The 19,337-nt window shown below is 43.4% G+C and carries 18 protein-coding genes and 1 other annotated feature; all 18 genes read left to right on the top strand.

Annotated elements, in window-relative coordinates; all coding sequences use genetic code 11:
• The first annotated feature begins 2 nt into the window (after positions 1 to 2).
• Entirely contained in the window at positions 3 to 446 is a 444-nt protein-coding gene (locus NR125_RS02970) for a cell division protein SepF (protein WP_009330849.1), read from the top strand.
• 6 nt (positions 447 to 452) lie between these two features.
• Complete coding sequence (locus NR125_RS02965; RefSeq protein ID WP_009330847.1) at positions 453 to 716, top strand: YggT family protein; 264 nt, start codon at positions 453 to 455, stop codon at positions 714 to 716.
• A gap of 62 nt (positions 717 to 778) precedes the next feature.
• A complete protein-coding gene (locus NR125_RS02960; RefSeq protein ID WP_009330844.1) occupies positions 779 to 1,552 on the top strand; it encodes a YlmH family RNA-binding protein in 774 nt (257 codons plus the stop codon).
• Positions 1,553 to 1,805: 253 nt separating this feature from the next.
• Positions 1,806 to 2,324: a DivIVA domain-containing protein gene (locus NR125_RS02955; RefSeq protein ID WP_009330841.1), complete on the top strand. Its 519-nt coding sequence runs from the start codon at positions 1,806 to 1,808 to the stop codon at positions 2,322 to 2,324.
• A 51-nt stretch (positions 2,325 to 2,375) separates the two neighbouring features.
• Positions 2,376 to 2,638, top strand: a binding site (T-box leader).
• Between the two features lie 95 nt (positions 2,639 to 2,733).
• Positions 2,734 to 5,505 (top strand): isoleucine--tRNA ligase, encoded by a 2,772-nt coding sequence (gene ileS, locus NR125_RS02950; RefSeq protein ID WP_009330839.1) that lies wholly within the window; start codon positions 2,734 to 2,736, stop codon positions 5,503 to 5,505.
• A 201-nt stretch (positions 5,506 to 5,706) separates the two neighbouring features.
• Entirely contained in the window at positions 5,707 to 5,994 is a 288-nt protein-coding gene (locus tag NR125_RS02945; protein WP_009330838.1) for a hypothetical protein, read from the top strand.
• 79 nt (positions 5,995 to 6,073) lie between these two features.
• Complete coding sequence (gene lspA, locus NR125_RS02940; protein ID WP_009330836.1) at positions 6,074 to 6,571, top strand: signal peptidase II; 498 nt, start codon at positions 6,074 to 6,076, stop codon at positions 6,569 to 6,571.
• Entirely contained in the window at positions 6,543 to 7,454 is a 912-nt protein-coding gene (locus tag NR125_RS02935) for an RluA family pseudouridine synthase (protein WP_019381722.1), read from the top strand. Before lspA ends, NR125_RS02935 begins: the two co-directional genes overlap by 29 nt.
• 210 nt (positions 7,455 to 7,664) lie before the next feature.
• Positions 7,665 to 8,210, top strand: coding sequence for a bifunctional pyr operon transcriptional regulator/uracil phosphoribosyltransferase PyrR (gene pyrR, locus NR125_RS02930; RefSeq protein ID WP_009330834.1), 546 nt, complete (start codon positions 7,665 to 7,667; stop codon positions 8,208 to 8,210).
• 139 nt (positions 8,211 to 8,349) lie between these two features.
• Positions 8,350 to 9,654: a solute carrier family 23 protein gene (locus NR125_RS02925; RefSeq protein WP_009330833.1), complete on the top strand. Its 1,305-nt coding sequence runs from the start codon at positions 8,350 to 8,352 to the stop codon at positions 9,652 to 9,654.
• A gap of 150 nt (positions 9,655 to 9,804) precedes the next feature.
• The gene (locus NR125_RS02920; RefSeq protein WP_071156636.1) at positions 9,805 to 10,743 is read left to right on the top strand and encodes an aspartate carbamoyltransferase catalytic subunit; all 939 of its coding nucleotides are present in this window, start codon (positions 9,805 to 9,807) and stop codon (positions 10,741 to 10,743) included.
• Positions 10,706 to 11,992: a dihydroorotase gene (locus NR125_RS02915; protein WP_256814707.1), complete on the top strand. Its 1,287-nt coding sequence runs from the start codon at positions 10,706 to 10,708 to the stop codon at positions 11,990 to 11,992. Before NR125_RS02920 ends, NR125_RS02915 begins: the two co-directional genes overlap by 38 nt.
• Positions 11,989 to 13,095 carry a carbamoyl phosphate synthase small subunit gene (locus NR125_RS02910; protein ID WP_009330830.1) on the top strand — a complete coding sequence of 369 codons (1,107 nt, stop codon included), beginning with the start codon at positions 11,989 to 11,991 and terminating at the stop codon, positions 13,093 to 13,095. Before NR125_RS02915 ends, NR125_RS02910 begins: the two co-directional genes overlap by 4 nt.
• Complete coding sequence (carB, locus tag NR125_RS02905; protein WP_009330829.1) at positions 13,074 to 16,286, top strand: carbamoyl-phosphate synthase large subunit; 3,213 nt, start codon at positions 13,074 to 13,076, stop codon at positions 16,284 to 16,286. The genes NR125_RS02910 and carB overlap by 22 nt, the downstream gene beginning before the upstream one ends.
• Positions 16,286 to 17,062, top strand: a complete 777-nt coding sequence (locus NR125_RS02900) for a dihydroorotate dehydrogenase electron transfer subunit (RefSeq protein WP_269721467.1) — start codon at positions 16,286 to 16,288, stop codon at positions 17,060 to 17,062. The genes carB and NR125_RS02900 overlap by 1 nt, the downstream gene beginning before the upstream one ends.
• Positions 17,059 to 18,000 (top strand): dihydroorotate dehydrogenase, encoded by a 942-nt coding sequence (locus NR125_RS02895; protein ID WP_009330827.1) that lies wholly within the window; start codon positions 17,059 to 17,061, stop codon positions 17,998 to 18,000. Before NR125_RS02900 ends, NR125_RS02895 begins: the two co-directional genes overlap by 4 nt.
• Positions 17,972 to 18,688, top strand: coding sequence for an orotidine-5'-phosphate decarboxylase (gene pyrF, locus NR125_RS02890; protein ID WP_009330826.1), 717 nt, complete (start codon positions 17,972 to 17,974; stop codon positions 18,686 to 18,688). The genes NR125_RS02895 and pyrF overlap by 29 nt, the downstream gene beginning before the upstream one ends.
• Entirely contained in the window at positions 18,678 to 19,310 is a 633-nt protein-coding gene (pyrE, locus tag NR125_RS02885) for an orotate phosphoribosyltransferase (RefSeq protein ID WP_009330825.1), read from the top strand. Before pyrF ends, pyrE begins: the two co-directional genes overlap by 11 nt.
• The last annotated feature ends 27 nt before the right edge of the window (positions 19,311 to 19,337 follow it).

Here is a 19,337-nt window from a genome sequence, read left to right as displayed (position 1 = left end):
AAATGAGTATAAAATCAAAATTTAAAACATTTTTCTTCCTGGATGATGAATATGACTATAAGGAAGAGGAAATCATCGAAGAAGAAAGAGAGCCGGTGAAGCAGGTGCAGAAGCAGCAGCCAGTTCAAAAACAAAACATCGTCAGCCTCCAAAGTGTGCAGAAATCTTCTAAAGTAGTTCTTGTTGAACCGCGTGTTTATGCAGAAGCACAGGATATTGCGGATCAGCTGAAAAACAGAAGAGCTGTTGTTGTCAATCTGCAGAGAATAGAAAAAGATCAGGCAAAGCGGATTGTTGACTTCCTTAGCGGAACCGTTTATGCCATCGGCGGAGATATTCAAAAGATTGGAACTGATATTTTTCTATGTACCCCTGACAATGTTGAGGTATCAGGAAACATCTCTCAGCTGATGAAAGAACAAGAATTAGAAAATACGAGGTGGTAGCATTTAATGGAATTAGTATTTGGGATATTGTCATCTGCAATTTATTATTACTCGTGGGCACTGATTATTTATATTTTGCTGTCCTGGTTCCCTAATGCCAGGGAATCAGCTTTTGGCCAGTTTCTTGCAAGGATTTGTGAACCGTACCTTGAGCCATTCCGCAAAATCATACCTCCGCTTGGAATGATTGATATCTCTCCTATTGTGGCTATCTTAGTTTTGCGATTTGCCACTGGAGGTTTGCAGCAGCTTTTTTATTGGATTTCATAAGACTACAAACAGGGCTATCAAATGGCCCTTTTTTATTTGTGTAAAAAGGAGGTTCCTTAAAGATGACCATTTATCAGCACTTCCGGCCGGAAGAAAAAGAATTTATCGATCAGGTTCTTAACTGGAAAGACCTTGTAGAAAATACATATGCACCAAAGCTTACTGATTTTCTTGACCCAAGGGAGCAGCAAATCCTTAAAAGCGTCATAGGGCAGCATGCCGGAATCTTATTTGCTTTATTTGGCGGAACTCCAAATGCTGAGAGAAAGAGAGCCCTCATATTTCCGGATTACTATGAAAGCGATGAGGGAGATTTTCAAATTCGGCTGTTTGAACTGGAATACCCAAAAAAGTTTGTCACCATAGAACACCCGCAAGTCCTGGGCAGTCTAATGTCTCTAGGGCTAAAAAGAGGGAAATTCGGTGATATCCTTTTTGAAGACGACAGAATCCAGTTTTTTGCAGCACAAGAAATTGAAGATTACATCAGCCTGCAGCTGCAGTCAATTGGCAGAGCTTCCGTGTCCCTGAAAAAACTGCCCTTTTCAGAGGCAATCCAATCAGCAGAAGTGTGGAAAGAAAGCTCCATCACCTCTTCATCCCTGAGATTGGATACAGTCATCTCAGCCATCTACAATATCTCCAGGCAAAAATCCCAGCTCTATATCCAGCAGGGATTAGTCAAAGTCAATTGGACGCAAATAGAAAACCCCTCATTTGAGTGCCAGCAAAGCGACATCATCTCAGTCAGGGGTCAAGGCCGTTCCAAAATCATAGATATAGATGGGAAAACAAAGAAGGACAAATGGAGGATTATTGCTGGGAGGCAGAGATAGCCTATATGCGAAGTATGGAGCGAGACTACTGGGGTCAGCGCACTCAGGAGGCTGCCGGAAGCCCGCCGTCGCTGAGTGCCTGTAGCGGAAGTCAACACTTAAGCAAACAGATAAAATTTTTTATAATCTTGAAGGAATTTGAAACAACCTGTCGAATAAATAATCAAAAGACTACGGAGTCTGCTATAATTAAAATGAACCAGCAGGCTCAAACCAATTTACATAAGATCAACAGACCTGGGAGGTGGCACACATGCCATTAACACCGTTAGATATTCATAACAAGGAATTCAGCAAAGGATTCCGCGGTTATGACGAAGATGAAGTAAACGAATTCCTCGACCAGATCATAAAGGACTACGAAATCCTGATCAGGGAAAAAAAGGAGCTTGAAGAAAAGCTCAATGATACAAACGAACGCATAGGCCACTTTACTACAATTGAAGAAACACTTAATAAATCTATTGTGGTTGCACAGGAAGCAGCAGAGGAAGTAAAGCGCAATGCCCATAAAGAAGCGAAGCTAATCATTAAAGAAGCTGAAAAGAATGCTGACAGAATTGTGAACGAATCCCTGTCTAAAGCGAGAAAAATCGCACTGGATATTGAAGATTTAAAGAAACAGTCCAAAGTATTCCGAACACGTTTCAAGATGCTTGTTGAAGCACAGCTGGATATGCTAAACAACGATGATTGGGATCATTTAATGGAATATAAGCTGGATTCCACTGAACTTAAGTCATTAAGAGAAGAAGAAGAATCACTGGCTTGACGAAAGCTGGAAATATCGCATATAATTTTAAAACAAAGTAAAATACGATGTTTATCAACAATGAGAGGGACAGTACAGTCTTTCAAAGCTTATGTACAGAATGGCATTCTTACTCTGTAAGCGAGCCGGGGATGGTGGAAGCCCGGGTATAAGCAAAAGCTGGAAAATCACCCTTGAGTTCCTTGCCGAACGTATAACCATCAGTAGGCCAAGGCGGTTCATTCACGTTAAGAATTCTTTGAGCGGATGAAATACAATCATTTTTCATCTACAAGGGTGGTACCGCGGGAGAATATAACCTTCTCGTCCCTTTTTGGGATGGGAAGGTTTTTTTGTATTTTACTGTGGTTTTTATCAGCTCTCATTGGCTATCATGGTATTTAATGAGTTATAAACAGGAGGCAAAGGAATGGATTACAAAGATAGTTTATTAATGCCAAAAACCGAATTCCCAATGCGCGGCAATCTACCAAAGCGCGAACCAGAAATTCAGGCAAAATGGGAAGAGATGAATATTTATGAGAAGGTCCAGGAACGGACCAAAGGCCGTCCAATGTTTGTTCTGCATGATGGTCCTCCATATGCGAATGGCGACATCCACATCGGCCATGCGCTGAATAAAATCTTAAAGGATTTCATCGTACGCTCTAAGTCAATGACAGGCTATAATGCTCCATATGTTCCTGGCTGGGATACACATGGTTTGCCAATTGAGCAGGCCTTGACAAACAAAGGCGTAAAGCGGAAAGAAATGAGTATTGCTGAGTTCCGCAAGCTTTGTGAAGAGTATGCATACGAGCAGATTGACAGCCAGCGCGGTCAATTTAAGCGCTTAGGCGTCCGCGGTGACTGGGAGAATCCATACATCACTCTAAAGCCTGAGTACGAAGCCCAGCAAATAAAAGTATTTGGGGAAATGGCGAAAAAAGGCTATATCTACAAAGGCAAAAAGCCTGTATATTGGTCACCATCATCTGAATCAGCTCTGGCTGAAGCTGAAATTGAGTATAAAGATAAGCGTTCACCGTCCATCTATGTTGCTTTTAAAGTAAAAGATGGCAAGAACGTATTGGATCAGGACACTCATATTGTCATCTGGACTACTACTCCATGGACTATCCCGGCAAACCTTGGAATTTCAATTCATCCGGACCTTACCTATAGTGTAGTTGAGGCAAACAGCAAAAAGTTTATGGTTGCTGAAGATTTACTGGCTTCAGTGGCTAAAGAATTTGAATGGGAAGACTATAAAGTTGTCCAATCAGTAAAAGGGACCGACCTCGAAAATGTAGTTGCCGAGCATCCCCTTTATGGCCGTGATTCCCTTGTCATGCTGGGTGAGCATGTTACAACTGATGCTGGTACTGGGTGTGTTCACACTGCCCCTGGCCATGGGGAAGACGATTTCCATGTAGGCATGAAATACGGGTTAGACGTATTATGCCCGGTTGATGATAAAGGAAACATGACTAGTGAAGCTCCTGGCTTTGAAGGTTTATTCTATGATGCAGCCAATAAGCCGATTACTGAAAAACTTGAGGAAGCCGGGGCTTTATTAAAACTTACTTTTATTACTCACTCTTATCCGCATGACTGGAGAACGAAAAAACCAGTTATTTTCCGTGCTACTGCCCAATGGTTTGCATCCATTAAAGATTTCCGCAATGAACTTCTGGAAGCTGTTAAGGAAACAAATTGGTATCCTGCATGGGGCGAGACAAGACTATTTAACATGGTCAGGGACCGCGGTGATTGGTGCATCTCCCGACAGCGTGTATGGGGCGTGCCAATTCCTGTCTTTTATGCGGAAAATGGAGAAGAAATTATCACAGATGAAACCATTGAACATGTGTCTAATCTTTTCCGTGAACATGGTTCGAACATCTGGTTCGAGAGAGAAGCGAAAGAACTGCTGCCTGAAGGATTTACACATCCAGGAAGCCCGAATGGCCAGTTTACAAAAGAAACGGATATCATGGACGTGTGGTTTGATTCCGGTTCTTCCCATCAGGCAGTTCTTTTAGAGCGCGACGATTTACAGCGTCCTGCAGATTTATACCTTGAAGGCTCTGATCAATACCGAGGCTGGTTTAACTCTTCACTTTCAACTGCTGTAGCAGTAACAGGCAAAGCTCCTTATAAAGGTGTCCTGAGCCACGGGTTCACACTTGATGGCGAAGGAAGAAAAATGAGTAAATCCATCGGAAACGTAGTTGTTCCGGCAAAAGTCATGAATCAGCTTGGTGCTGACATTCTGCGTTTATGGGTGGCGTCAGTTGATTATCAGGCAGATGTCCGGGTATCTGATGCTATTCTGAAGCAGGTTGCAGAAGTATATAGAAAGATCCGCAATACGTTCCGCTTCTTGCTTGGAAATCTGGATGATTTTAACCCGGCAACAGACTCGGTTTCATTTGAAAACCTGCGTGAAGTTGACCAGTTTATGCTTGTTAAGCTGAATAAACTGATCAAGAATGTTCGCGAGTCTTATGACCGCTATGAATTTGCCAGCATCTACCATGCTGTCAATAATTTCTGTACATTGGATCTAAGTGCATTCTATCTTGATTTTGCAAAAGATGTCCTATACATTGAAGCGAAAGATAATGCAGAACGCCGTGCTATCCAAACTGTTTTATATGAGAGCCTTATTGCTTTGACAAAACTTGTTGCACCTATCCTTTCCCATACTTCAGATGAAGTTTGGAGCTTTATTCCGAATGTGAAGGAAGTAAGTGTACAATTGACGGATATGCCTGAATATCAAGAGCTTCCGAACGCGAAACAGCTGGAAGAAAAGTGGACTGCATTTATGAAGCTTCGCAATGATGTTCTTAAAGCATTGGAGGAAGCGCGTAATGAAAAGGTGATCGGCAAATCTCTGACTGCTAAAGTGACACTTTATGTAAACGATCAAGCAAAGAGCCTGCTGGATTCAATTCAGGAAAATCTTCAGCAAATCTTTATCGTTTCTGGATTTGAGGTTGCAGGCAGCCTGTCAGATGCACCTGAAAATGCCGTGAAATTTGAAAATACTGCAATTGTGGTTTCCAAAGCAGAAGGCGAAACATGTGATCGCTGCTGGACAGTTACTCCAGAAGTCGGCCAGACAGAAGGCTATGACACTCTTTGCCCCCGCTGTGCTGAGGTTGTAAAGAATAATTATAGCCACTTGGCTTAAATACCTGCAGTCCCTCAAATATTTGGGGGACTGTTTTTTTTGATAAATGACGTTCTTTTTTATCCTAAGGCGAATGCGAAATCCATTTTATAAATAATTCCACCTTCACTAAATGTTGTGCCGTTTGCTAAAAGTTTGCCCGTGTCTGAAATCCGTTCCGAGAAGATAATAAAGTAAACATCATAGAACGGAGGAAACGGCATGGATGCAAAGGCAGAAGGGCTATATACAGAACTCCGTAATACAAGACAGGAAATATTGGAAAGACTAATGGAAGGCAATAGTTCCGCTTTGATAAAACCTATTTTATTGGAAGAACTGCATGATATCGAGCAAACACTCAGCAAAATTGAAACTGGAAGCTTTGGCATATGTGAAATTTCAGGTGAGCTGCTCCCGTCAGATTTGCTTCATATGATCCCTACTTTAAAAACAATGGAGGATTGCAGCAGGCTTGGGAAATTCTACAGAAAATCTATTTTCCACTGAGTTTAGGCGTGTGCTGTGTTTTTTATTCAGTTTGTGCTAAAATGCAAAGGTAATGATATGAGATTTGGGGGTTGCCTTTGTGTTTTATTACATAATTGCATTGTTCGTGATAGCACTTGATCAGTTTACGAAATGGCTGATTGTTAAGAACTTTGAATTAGGGGAAAGTGTTAAAGTTATTGAGGACTTTCTTTATATTACATCGCACCGCAACCGTGGCGCTGCCTGGGGCATCCTGCAGGGGCAAATGTGGTTTTTCTACGTAATAACCGTTATTGTCATAATTGGTATCATTTATTACATTCAAAAAGCAGCCAAAGGCAAATTGCTTCTTGGAGTCTCTTTGGGCCTGATGCTGGGCGGAGCGATTGGAAACTTTATTGACAGGGTATTTCGAAAAGAAGTGGTGGATTTTGTAAACACTTATATTTTTGGCTATGACTTTCCCGTTTTCAATATTGCTGACTCGGCACTGGTCATTGGTGTAGGATTATTGATGATTCAGATGCTGCTTGAAGAGAGAGAAGCAAAGAAAAAGGAGAAATCTTATGGAGAAAATGGAACACATCATTCCTGATGAACAGGCAGGAGAAAGAATAGATAAAGTGTTATCCACACTGAATGCGGATTGGTCAAGAACGCAGGTTCAGCAATGGATCAAAGACGGCAATGTCCTTGTAAATGGGCAGAAGCCGAAAACCAATTACAAATGTACGGCAAATGATAAAATTGAAATATCAATTCCTGAACCTGAGGAATTAGATGTCGTGCCGGAAAAAATGGATCTGGATATTTATTATGAAGATAAAGATGTCCTGGTGGTAAACAAACCAAAAGGAATGGTGGTCCATCCGGCAGCCGGGCATGGTACTGGCACTCTTGTTAATGGACTTATGGCACATTGCACAGATCTTTCAGGAATTAATGGGGTTATGAGGCCAGGAATCGTTCATAGAATCGATAAAGATACATCAGGACTTCTTATGGTTGCTAAGAATGATATGGCACATGAAAGTCTTGTGAACCAGCTGATGAATAAAACGGTTACACGTAAGTACCGTGCCGTTGTTCATGGAGTTATTCCCCATGATTATGGTACGATTGATGCGCCTATTGCCCGCGATCCCAAAGACCGTCAAAGCATGACCGTTGTTGACAATGGAAAACATGCGGTTACTCATTTTCAGGTCCTGGAGCGTTTCAGGGATTTCACACTGGTGGAATGCCAGCTGGAAACGGGAAGAACTCATCAAATCCGTGTTCATATGAAATATATTGGCTATCCTCTGGCAGGAGATCCTAAATACGGTCCAAGAAAGACTCTTGATATTGGCGGACAGGCACTGCATGCAGGTGTTCTTGGATTTGAACATCCAAGAACAGGAGAGTACCTAGAATTTGAGGCATCTATACCTGCTTATTTCGAGGAGCTATTAGATAAACTGGCAAATAATCGTTGACAATTGTCCAATTGTGCTTTAAGATGACAATAGTTGAATAAGTCCTTTAAAACAGTCCCGTGAGGCTGGGAAGGAAACGGATTGAATAAGGAAATTTGTATCCCTTATTCTGCAGCAGCAGAATCGTTTACCCTCTCGCCCGATCGGTGAGAGGGTTTTTTATATATATAACATTAACAGAAGAGAATCAGATAATAGAGGTGAGTCAGAATGCCGCAGCAAAAAGCAATTGTTTTGGATGACCAGGCAATCAGGAGAGCGCTGACAAGGATAGCTCATGAAATCATAGAGAAAAATAAAGGGATCGAACATTGCATCCTGATTGGAATCCGCACAAGGGGGATTTACCTGGCGAACCGCCTGGCCGAGCGGATCGAACAAATAGAAGGTGCCAAAATTGATGTAGGCGAACTTGATATCACTCTCTATAGAGATGATCTTACAAAAAAGACTGATAATCAGGAGCCGCTAGTCAAAGGCTCAGATGTTCCAAAAGATATAAATGATCAGAAAGTGATCTTGGTCGATGATGTTCTTTATACAGGAAGAACGGTCAGAGCCGCTCTTGATGCGCTGATTGACATCGGAAGGCCATCGCAGATTCAGCTGGCAGTACTCGTGGACCGGGGCCATAGAGAGCTTCCGATAAGAGCTGATTATGTAGGAAAAAACATTCCAACCTCCAGTTCGGAGAAAATTGTTGTTGAGCTGAAGGAAGTGGATGAAAACGATCAAGTAAGCATTTTTGAAAATTAAATAGCCCTTTTAAATGCAGTCCAGAGAGGCTGGCAAAGGGGAACTCAGCAGAAGCAGTCTGTCTTTTGCTGTGCTCTTATACCCTCTTTGCGGATCTGGCAAGGAGGGTTTTTTAATAAAATGAAGAGGAGAGATTGGGATGCATAAGCCTATTCTAGATATAAAAGATGTTCCAAAACCAGCCCATTGGCTGACATTAAGTTTACAGCACTTATTCGCAATGTTCGGAGCCACTATACTTGTACCTTTCTTAGTAGGATTAAATCCTGCCATAGCTTTAATCTCAAGCGGACTGGCAACAATCGCTTTCCTCATCATAACAAAATGGCAGGTACCGGCATACTTAGGGTCATCTTTCGCTTTCATTGCTCCGATCATAGCAGCAAAAGCAGCTGGCGGACCAGGTGCTGCCATGATCGGAAGCTTTATGGCAGGGCTAGTATATGGAGCCGTAGCATTAATCATCAAAAAAGCAGGCTACCGCTGGATTATGAATCTGCTTCCACCCATCGTGGTCGGCCCGGTTATCATCGTAATCGGTTTGGCATTAGCAGGCACAGCAGTCGGTATGGCCATGAACAACCCTGAAACGGGTGAATACAGCATGCTGCATTTTTCAGCGGCGCTCATCACTTTAGGTGCAACAATTATCTTCTCCATCTATGCAAAAGGAATGCTCAGCATGGTGCCGATTCTTGCAGGTATCATCATCGGGTATGTTTACTCACTGGCTGTGGGCCTTATAGACTTCTCACTTGTACAGCAGGCAGCCTGGTTCGAAATGCCGGAGTTCATAATTCCGTTCGCTGATTATGAAGTGAGGATAACCCTGGATCTGGCACTTCTAATGATTCCGGTGGCTGTTGTGACAATCTCTGAACATATCGGTCATCAGCTTGTCCTTGGAAAAGTAGTTGGGAGAGACTATATTAAAGAACCGGGTCTTCACCGCTCCATCCTTGCTGATGGAACAGGAACAATGATCTCGGCATTAATCGGGGGTCCGCCAAAGACAACTTACGGTGAAAACATTGGCGTACTGGCCATCACAAAAATATACAGTGTCTATGTACTGGCAGGTGCTGCAGTCATCGCCATCATCTTCGGATTCATTGGCAAGGTAACAGCACTGATCAGCTCGATCCCTACTCCAGTAATGGGCGGCGTGTCGATCCTGCTGTTCGGGATCATCGCTTCATCAGGATTAAGAATGCTTGTTGACAGCAAGGTGGATTTTGGAAACAACCGTAACCTGGTTATCGCATCCGTCATCCTTGTACTCGGAATTGGCGGAGCCCATATCGAAATTTGGGCATTCAAACTGGAAGGAATGGCTCTGGCAGCGATCAGCGGCGTTCTCCTGAACCTGATTCTCCCTGGAAGAGAAGAGGCTAAGGAAGATATGTTTGAAGCTGAAAATGAAAAAAAAAATAATGTAGCTTAACGCTTTTTAACTAAGTCCCGAGAGGCTTATAAGGGTGTTGGCGGCAAACCTGCTATACGGGGATCAGTGTATCCGTATATCTGGCTGCCTCAACTTTGCAGCACCCTGACCAAATCGGCAGGGTGCTTTTTTTGAAGAGGAGGAAAAAAATTGAAACATTTGCTCACTACCTCAGAGCTAGAGATTAAAGAAATCAATAAAATACTTAATGATGCACAATACTTTTTAAACGGAGGAACATGGACTCCTGAACAAAAGGTTTTTGTCGCCAACCTCTTTTTTGAGAATAGCACAAGGACAAAGTGCAGCTTTGAAGTTGCGGAAAGGCGGCTTGGATTGGACATAATCCCATTTGAAGTCAGTACGTCAAGTGTATCGAAGGGTGAGTCACTATACGATACGGTAAAAACACTTGAAGCAATCGGAGTGCATGCAGTAGTCATTCGCCATAGCCAGGACCGCTACTTTGACGAATTAACAGATAAAAGCGGTGTTTCTATCCTTAATGCAGGGGATGGCTGCGGCCACCATCCAACACAATCCCTGCTAGACCTGCTGACAATTAAACAGGAATTCGGTTCCTTTGAAGGATTAAAAGTAGCCATCATCGGTGATATTGCCCATAGCCGTGTCGCAAGATCCAATGCAGATGCACTTGTCCGGCTCGGTGCGAAGGTTGTTTTCTCCGGACCAAAAGAATGGTTCAATGAAGAATTGCTTGAAAATGGCATGTATGAAGATGTTGATACAGCTATTGAAACCGCTGATGCTGTCATGCTGCTGAGAATCCAGCATGAGCGGCATGAATCCAAAGCCAATCAAACGGCTGAAGAATACCACCTGGCATACGGCCTTACAGAAGAGCGTGAAACAAAAATGAAGCCAAACAGCATTATCATGCATCCGGCCCCTGTAAATCGGGGTGTGGAAATAGCAGATTGCCTGGTGGAATGTGAGCGTTCCAGAATCTTCAAACAAATGCAAAATGGTGTGTACATCCGAATGGCTGTACTAAAAAGATCGATTGAACATATTGAAGGGGGAGCTAATCATGTCAATATTAATCAAAAATGGCCAGTTGCTTACTAAAGAAGGGAACTTTGTAAAAACTGACATTTACATAAAGTCAGGAAAAATTGCCGGGATAGGTGCAGGTATCGAGGAAAAGGCACAGGAAGTGATTGATGCTGAAGGCTTATTGATTGCACCAGGCTTTATAGATCTCCATGTACACTTGCGTGAACCTGGCGGTGAAAAGAAAGAGACCATTGAAACTGGCACTAAAGCAGCAGCCAAAGGCGGTTTCACAACGGTTGCTGCCATGCCGAATACCCGGCCTGTACCTGATACGAAAGAACAGCTTGATAAATTGAACTGCAGTATTGAAGAGACTGCGTCGGTCAAGGTTTTGCCATATGCATCGATTACGATCCGTGAGCTTGGCCAGGAATTAACAGATTTTAAAGCACTGAAAGAAGCTGGAGCGTTTGCTTTTACAGATGACGGAGTTGGAGTTCAATCAGCAGCCATGATGCTGCAGGCAATGAGGAATGCCGCAGAGATAAGAATGCCGATTGTTGCGCACTGCGAAGAAAATACCCTCATTAACAAAGGTTCCGTACATGATGGAGTTTTTGCTAAAGAGAATGGTTTAAATGGTATCCCTTCCGTCTGTGAATCAGTGCAAATCGCAAGGGATGTACTCCTTGCCGAAGCTGCTGGCTGCCATTATCATGTCTGCCATATCAGCACGAAAGAGTCTGTCAGGGTGGTAAGAGATGCAAAGCGGGCAGGCATCAAGGTAACGGCCGAAGTGACACCTCATCACCTCCTTCTATGTGAAGAGGATATCCCAGGTCTGGATGCAAACTTTAAAATGAATCCTCCATTAAGAGGGGCAGATGACCGAGCTGCCTTAATAGAAGGATTATTGGACGGCACGATTGATTTTATCGCGACCGACCATGCACCTCACACAGCAGCGGAAAAAGAAGAGGGGATGGAGCTGGCGCCTTTTGGGATTGTTGGACTTGAGACAGCCTTCCCGCTTCTATACACACACTTTGTCGAGAAGGGAATATTCACGCTAAAACAGCTGATTGATTATTTAACAATCAAGCCAGCAAAGGCATTCGGCATTCAATCAGGAAAATTGGAAGCAGGTGGAATCGCTGATCTTGTCCTGCTTGATCTAAACCGCCAGGAAAAGATTGACCCTGTTCAGTTCTTATCAAAAGGGAAAAACACGCCATTTACTGGCTGGGATTGTAAAGGCTGGCCAGTCATGACAATAGCTGAAGGAAAAATTGTTTGGAACAGAAGGAGTGTAAAAGCATGAAAAAACAGCTGATTCTGGAAGACGGAACAATTTTTATTGGAAAAGGCTTTGGAAGCGATACGAATTCGATTGGAGAGGTAGTATTCAATACAGGAATGACGGGTTATCAGGAAATTCTCTCTGACCCTTCCTACTGTGGACAAATTGTAACATTGACATACCCTTTAATCGGAAATTATGGAATTAATCGAGATGATTTTGAATCCATCTCCCCTGCCATCTCCGGGTTCATTGTAAAAGAAGCAAGCGAGTTTCCATCAAACTGGAGAAATGAACAGTCAATTGCTGAATACTTTGAGATGAAAAACATCCCTGGGATCGCTGGGATTGATACTAGAAAATTAACAAGGATTATCAGGCAGCATGGTACGCTGAAAGGTGCTATTTGCAGCATAAGTGAAAACCCGGAATTAATCTTAGAAAAACTGCGGGCAACCAAGCTGCGAAACGATCAGGTTAAGAAAGTTTCAACTAAGACACCTTATCCAAGCCCCGGACGCGGCAGAAGGGTAGTCCTTGTAGATTTCGGCATGAAACACGGTATCTTAAGAGAATTAAACAAACGGGATTGTGATGTGATTGTTGTACCATATAATACAACAGCTGAAGAAATACTCAGCATGAGCCCGGATGGGGTTATGCTTTCAAATGGGCCGGGAGACCCGAAAGATGTTCCGGAAGCCATCACAATGATTAAAGGTCTGTTAGGAAACGTGCCGATTTTTGGGATTTGCCTGGGACATCAGCTTTTTGCCCTCGCATGCGGTGCCAATACAGAAAAAATGAAATTCGGCCATCGCGGTTCAAACCATCCGGTAAAAGATTTGCAAACCGGAAAAGTCGCATTAACATCTCAAAACCATGGATATTCAGTGGAAGAAAACTCCATCTCGGGTAGTCCTCTGGAAGTAACACATATTGCATTAAACGATGGAACGATTGAAGGTTTGAAACATAAAGAAGTCCCGGCGTTCACTGTGCAATATCACCCTGAGGCTTCACCGGGACCGGAGGATGCAAATGGATTATTTGAACAATTCCTGCAAATGATTGAATCACATAAAGAGGAAGGTGCTGCAGCATGCCAAAGCGTACAGATATAAAAAGCATTTTAGTTATCGGATCAGGACCAATTGTCATCGGACAGGCAGCAGAGTTTGATTATGCTGGAACACAGGCCTGCATTGCATTGAAAGAAGAAGGTTATCGTGTCATTCTAGTAAATTCCAATCCTGCCACCATCATGACAGATACTGAAATTGCTGACGCTGTATATATTGAGCCGCTTACGCTGGAATTCGTCAGCCGCATCATCCGAAAAGAACGCCCTGATGCCCTTGTACCTACTCTTGGGGGACAGACAGGATTAAACCTGGCAGTAGAACTTGCTGAATCAGGTGTGTTGGAAGAATGCGGGGTTGAAATCCTCGGTACAAAATTATCTGCTATTCAAAAAGCGGAAGACCGGGATCTTTTCAGGAATCTGATGAATGAACTAGGCGAGCCGGTGCCTGAAAGTGAAATTATCCATAATCTTGAAGAAGCCTATAAATTTGTAAATAGGATTGGCTATCCGGTCATCGTACGCCCTGCTTTTACATTAGGGGGGACAGGCGGGGGAATCTGCCACGATGAAGAAGAGTTAATCGAAATTGTGACAAGCGGCTTGAAGAACAGCCCTGTAACACAGTGCCTGCTTGAAAAGAGCATTGCGGGCTTCAAAGAAATTGAGTATGAAGTGATGCGAGACTCCAATGACAATGCGATTGTTGTCTGCAATATGGAAAACTTCGATCCTGTAGGTGTCCACACAGGTGATTCCATTGTTGTAGCTCCAAGCCAAACTTTAAGTGATCGTGAATATCAGCTGCTTAGAAACACTTCATTAAAAATTATCCGCGCCCTTGAGATTGAAGGAGGATGCAATGTCCAGCTGGCACTTGATCCGGATAGCTTCAATTATTACATCATTGAAGTTAACCCGCGTGTCAGCCGTTCATCAGCACTTGCATCCAAGGCAACAGGATATCCGATTGCCAAACTGGCAGCCAAGATAGCGGTGGGGCTGACACTTGATGAAATGATGAATCCTGTGACAGGAAAAACATATGCCTGCTTTGAACCGGCATTGGATTATATTGTCTCAAAAATTCCACGCTGGCCGTTCGATAAATTTGAATCTGCGAACCGTTCGCTTGGGACCCAAATGAAGGCTACAGGTGAAGTGATGGCAATAGGCCGCACATTTGAAGAATCTCTTCTGAAAGCAGTCCGTTCACTTGAAGCCAACATTTATCATCTTGAGCTGAAGGACGCTGACCAAATTTCGAATGAATTGATCGAAAAGCGGATTCGAAAAGCAGGCGATGAACGTTTGTTTTATATCGGAGAAGCCATCAGAAGGGGAGTCACCATCGAGACGATCCATGAATGGAGTATGATTGATCTATTCTTCCTTCATAAGATTAAGAAAATCATAGATTTTGAGAGTGTATTAACAGAAAATCCTTTTGACCCTGAAACAGGGAAAGCTGCAAAGGAAATGGGATTTGCCGATCTGGTGATTGCCAGGCTGTGGGATTCAAGTGAAATGGAAGTATACAGCTGGAGAAAAGAACAAGATATTGTACCGGTTTATAAAATGGTTGATACATGTGCAGCAGAATTTGAATCTGAAACACCGTATTTCTATGGAACTTACGAAGATGAGAACGAATCGGATGTAACCGGCCGCAAAAGTGTTGTTGTTCTCGGCTCAGGACCTATCCGAATTGGCCAGGGAGTGGAGTTTGACTATTCAACTGTCCACGCAGTATGGGCCATCAAGGAAGCAGGTTATGAAGCAATCATCATTAATAATAATCCGGAAACTGTTTCTACTGACTTTAGCATCTCCGATAAGCTATATTTTGAGCCGCTGACGATTGAAGATGTTATGCACATCATTGATCTTGAGAAGCCAGAAGGTGTAGTTGTGCAATTTGGCGGACAAACAGCGATTAACCTTGCAGCAGATCTGGTAAAGAGAGGCGTGAAAATTCTCGGAACTTCTCTTGAAAATGTAGACCGGGCAGAAGACCGGGATAAATTTGAGCAAGCTCTTGCAGAGCTTGGCATTCCGATGCCAAAAGGAAAGACTGCCTTATCAGTGGAGCAGGCAGTAGCGGTTGCTGGTGAAATCGGTTATCCCGTAGTTGTCCGACCATCATATGTACTTGGCGGAAGGGCCATGGAGATAGTATATAAAGAAGCCGAGCTTCTTCATTATATGGAAAACGCTGTTAAAGTAAATCCAGAGCATCCAGTATTGATCGACCGGTATCTGACTGGGAAGGAGATAGAAGTGGACGCCATTTCGGATGGAGAAAATGTGCTTATTCCAGGCATCATGGAGCATATTGAAAGAGCTGGAGTACACTCAGGAGATTCCATTGCCGTCTATCCTCCGCAAAATATATCAGAAGCAATCAAAGACAAGCTTGTTGAGTATACCGAGAAGATGGCTAAGGGCCTTGGCATTATAGGTCTCCTGAATATCCAGTATGTAGTGGCAAAAGGGGAAGTATATGTCCTGGAAGTCAACCCGCGTTCAAGCCGGACGGTTCCTTTCTTGAGCAAGATTACAAACGTGCCAATGGCCAAAATCGCCACGAAAGTTATCATGGGCCAAACATTGGCTCAGCAGGGCTGCGGATCTGGCCTCCTGCCGGAGAGAAAAGGCGTGTTTGTAAAAGTCCCAGTGTTCTCTTTTGCAAAATTAAGAAGAGTAGACATCACTTTAGGGCCTGAAATGAAGTCAACTGGAGAAGTTATGGGAAAAGATTCAACGCTTGAAAAAGCCCTTTATAAAGGTCTTGTTGCTTCCGGCATGAAAATCCAGCCGTTTGGAACCGTACTAATGACTGTCGCAGATAAGGATAAGGATGAGGCGCTGCAGCTGGCAAAGAGATTTGTATCCATCGGCTACAGGCTAATGGCAACGAGCGGAACAGCGTTATTCCTTAAATCTGCCGGCATTCCTGTAAAGGTGACTGGAAAGATCGGCTCAGAAGGGCCAAACCTTCTGGATGTCATCAGAAATGGCGAAGCGCAATTTGTTATAAATACTCTAACAAAAGGAAAGCAGCCTGCCAGAGATGGCTTCCGCATCCGCCGTGAATCGGTGGAAAATGGCGTGCCATGCCTTACTTCCCTGGATACGGCAGAAGCAATCCTTCAAGTAATCGAATCAATGAATTTCTCAGCAGATGCGATGGATAAGCCAGAACAAGTCCGGGAGGCGGTTTTATCTTGATCAGACAGGAACAATGCACTGTAATATCGCAAATTAAACTTGCCGAAAACATTTACGAGCTCACCCTTCAAGGTGAGCTTGTTCATGAAATGAAAGTGCCCGGGCAATTTGTGCATTTGAAAATATCCGGGGGTTATGATCCGATGCTAAGAAGGCCGATCAGCATTGCAGAGATTTTACCTGATGAAAGCCAGTTTAAGATGATATATCGTGCTGAAGGCAGGGGAACGGTGATGCTTTCAGAAAAAAAACCTGGCGATTACACAGATGTATTGGGGCCTCTGGGAAATGGGTTTCCTATCAGTGAAGCTGGCCGGGGGGATACAGCACTTCTTGTAGGAGGCGGAATTGGAGTCCCCCCTCTATATGAGTTGTCCAAACAGCTTGTAAGCCATGGTGCTAAGGTGATACATGTCCTTGGCTTTCAGTCAGCAAGTACGGTTTTCTATGAAGAAAAGTTTGCTCAGCTGGGCGAGACCTATCTGGCTACAGCTGATGGAAGTGCAGGAACGAAAGGCTTTGTTACAGATGTTATTAATAAATTTAATATTAATTTCGATGTTTTATATTCATGCGGCCCAACGCCGATGCTGAAGGCGCTTGAAAATCAATACTCTCATAAAACGGTATACCTTTCATTGGAAGAACGAATGGGCTGCGGCATCGGAGCGTGCTTTGCATGCGTTTGCCATACAGGGGATGATCCTGATGGATACAGTTATAAAAAAGTCTGCAGTGACGGACCGGTCTTTAAAGCAGGGGAGGTAGTTCTATGAACTCATTAAATGTCAGTCTGCCTGGACTGGAATTAAAAAATCCAATCATGCCTGCATCAGGATGCTTTGGCTTCGGAAGAGAATTCAGCCAAATGTATGATTTGAGCCAATTGGGTGCGATCATGATTAAGGCGACAACCTTTGAGCCCCGTTTTGGAAATCCAACACCAAGAGTGGCTGAGACCTCAGCAGGAATGCTGAATGCAATAGGACTGCAGAATCCAGGACTGGAAAAAGTGGTGAATGAAGAACTTCTCTGGCTTGAACAATATGATGTACCGATCATTGCCAATGTAGCTGGTTCGCAGGAAGAGGATTATGTTGCGGTTGCCAAAAGAATTTCTGAAAGCCCGAATGTACATGCGCTTGAGCTCAACATCTCCTGTCCGAATGTAAAAACAGGCGGAATTGCCTTTGGGACTATACCGGAAATTGCTAAAAACCTAACGAAAAAAGTAAAAGAGGTTTCAGAGGTTCCTGTCTATGTAAAGCTTTCACCAAATGTCACAAATATTGTAGAAATGGCGAAAGCAGTGGAAGATGGCGGAGCTGACGGTTTAACAATGATCAACACGCTTGTTGGCATGAGAATCGATCTAAAAACAGGCAGTCCGGTTTTGGCAAATAGAACAGGGGGACTTTCAGGGCCAGCCATTAAGCCTGTCGCGCTAAGGATGATTTATGAAGTGAGCCAGCAGGTGTCCCTTCCGATAATCGGAATGGGCGGCATTGAATCTGCAGAGGATGTAATCGAATACTTCTATGCAGGTGCAAGTGCAGTAGCGGTTGGAACAGCTAACTTCGTAGATCCTTTTGTGTGTCCGAAAATTATCGATAGGCTGCCCGAACTTATTGAAAACCTTGGATATGAACATATTTCAGATTGTATAGGAAGGAGCTGGAAGAAGCATGAAAAAGCCGCTCATTATTGCTCTTGATTTTTCAGGGAAAATGGAAGTTAATCATTTTCTGAAAAACTTTGAAAATGAAAAATTATTTCTAAAGGTCGGCATGGAGTTATTTTATCAGGAGGGTCCTTCCATCGTTCACGAACTAAAAGAACAAGGGCATGAGATCTTCCTTGATCTCAAGCTTCATGATATTCCTAATACTGTTAAAAGTGCAATGAAGAGGCTTGCGGGGCTTGGCTGCGATATGGTTAATGTCCATGCCGCAGGAGGAAAAGCCATGATGGAAGCAGCACGTGAAGGACTTGAAGCCGGAAGTTCAGGGAAAAGGCCATCTTGTATTGCTGTGACGCAGCTGACAAGCACATCCGAACAGCAAATGAAATCAGAGCAGTTAATTCCTGCTTCATTAAACGAATCTGTTCTTCATTATGCCAAGCTTGCCAAAGAAGCAGGACTTGATGGGGTAGTATGTTCAAGTCTTGAGGCAAGGGAAATAAGTTCGCGAATAGGATCTTCCTTTTTGACTGTAACACCGGGAATACGACTGTTATCTGACGACTCCGGAGATCAGAAAAGAGTGGCAACACCTGAATTCGCCAGAAAGGAAGGGGCTTCCGCAATTGTAGTAGGCCGATCGATTACAAGAGCGGAAAATCCATTTGAAAAATATATTCAATGCAAGCAATCTTGGGAGGGCGTTCTAAATGAAGCGTAAAATAGCAGAAAAATTATTAGATATAAAAGCAGTTGCATTAAACCCAAACGATCCATTTATATGGTCTTCAGGATTGCGTGCTCCAATCTATTGCGATAACCGTCTTACATTGTCATACCCTGAAGTTAGAAAAGAAATAGCTGCTGGCCTTAAATCAATCATTCTGGACAAATTTCCTGAAGCAGAACTAATTGCAGGTACAGCAACAGCAGGCATTCCGCATGCTGCCTGGGTAAGTGATATTATGGAACTGCCTATGTGCTATGTCCGCTCAAAGGCTAAGGGCCATGGGAAAGGCAAGCAAATTGAAGGAAAAGCTGACAAAGGCCAGAAGGTTGTTGTTGTTGAAGATCTAATTTCAACAGGAGGAAGTGCTATCACTGCTGTCAAGGCTTTAAGAGAAGCGGGCTGTGAAGTGCTGGGTGTTGCAGCTATCTTTACATACCAGCTGGAAAAAGGAAAGGAAATGCTGGACAAAGAGAAAATTGAAGCATATACCCTGACCAATATTGAAGCTCTGACAGAAGTAGCCGTTGAAAATGGCTATATTCAGGAAAAGGATATGAAGAAGCTGGTAGAATGGCGAAAAGATCCTGCTGAGTGGGGAAAAGTAACACAATAAAGCAGTTTTTGATAAATGAAAAAGCAA

The organism is Cytobacillus sp. Bac17 (genome assembly GCF_024519925.1).
Taxonomy (GTDB): domain Bacteria; phylum Bacillota; class Bacilli; order Bacillales; family Cytobacillaceae; genus Cytobacillus; species Cytobacillus pseudoceanisediminis.
The sequence above is the reverse complement of the archived record's forward strand: the minus strand, read 5'-3'. Positions and strand labels throughout refer to the sequence as shown.

Coding starts and splice junctions, on each gene's coding strand:
- NR125_RS02965 (WP_009330847.1), top strand. CDS start 453: ATGGAATTAGTATTTGGGATATTGTCATCTGCAATTTATTATTACTCG.
- NR125_RS02915 (WP_256814707.1), top strand. CDS start 10,706: ATGTCAATATTAATCAAAAATGGCCAGTTGCTTACTAAAGAAGGGAAC.
- NR125_RS02945 (WP_009330838.1), top strand. CDS start 5,707: ATGGATGCAAAGGCAGAAGGGCTATATACAGAACTCCGTAATACAAGA.
- NR125_RS02955 (WP_009330841.1), top strand. CDS start 1,806: ATGCCATTAACACCGTTAGATATTCATAACAAGGAATTCAGCAAAGGA.
- pyrR (WP_009330834.1), top strand. CDS start 7,665: ATGCCGCAGCAAAAAGCAATTGTTTTGGATGACCAGGCAATCAGGAGA.
- NR125_RS02960 (WP_009330844.1), top strand. CDS start 779: ATGACCATTTATCAGCACTTCCGGCCGGAAGAAAAAGAATTTATCGAT.
- carB (WP_009330829.1), top strand. CDS start 13,074: ATGCCAAAGCGTACAGATATAAAAAGCATTTTAGTTATCGGATCAGGA.
- NR125_RS02970 (WP_009330849.1), top strand. CDS start 3: ATGAGTATAAAATCAAAATTTAAAACATTTTTCTTCCTGGATGATGAA.
- NR125_RS02935 (WP_019381722.1), top strand. CDS start 6,543: ATGGAGAAAATGGAACACATCATTCCTGATGAACAGGCAGGAGAAAGA.
- ileS (WP_009330839.1), top strand. CDS start 2,734: ATGGATTACAAAGATAGTTTATTAATGCCAAAAACCGAATTCCCAATG.
- pyrF (WP_009330826.1), top strand. CDS start 17,972: ATGAAAAAGCCGCTCATTATTGCTCTTGATTTTTCAGGGAAAATGGAA.
- NR125_RS02910 (WP_009330830.1), top strand. CDS start 11,989: ATGAAAAAACAGCTGATTCTGGAAGACGGAACAATTTTTATTGGAAAA.
- NR125_RS02895 (WP_009330827.1), top strand. CDS start 17,059: ATGAACTCATTAAATGTCAGTCTGCCTGGACTGGAATTAAAAAATCCA.
- pyrE (WP_009330825.1), top strand. CDS start 18,678: ATGAAGCGTAAAATAGCAGAAAAATTATTAGATATAAAAGCAGTTGCA.
- NR125_RS02925 (WP_009330833.1), top strand. CDS start 8,350: ATGCATAAGCCTATTCTAGATATAAAAGATGTTCCAAAACCAGCCCAT.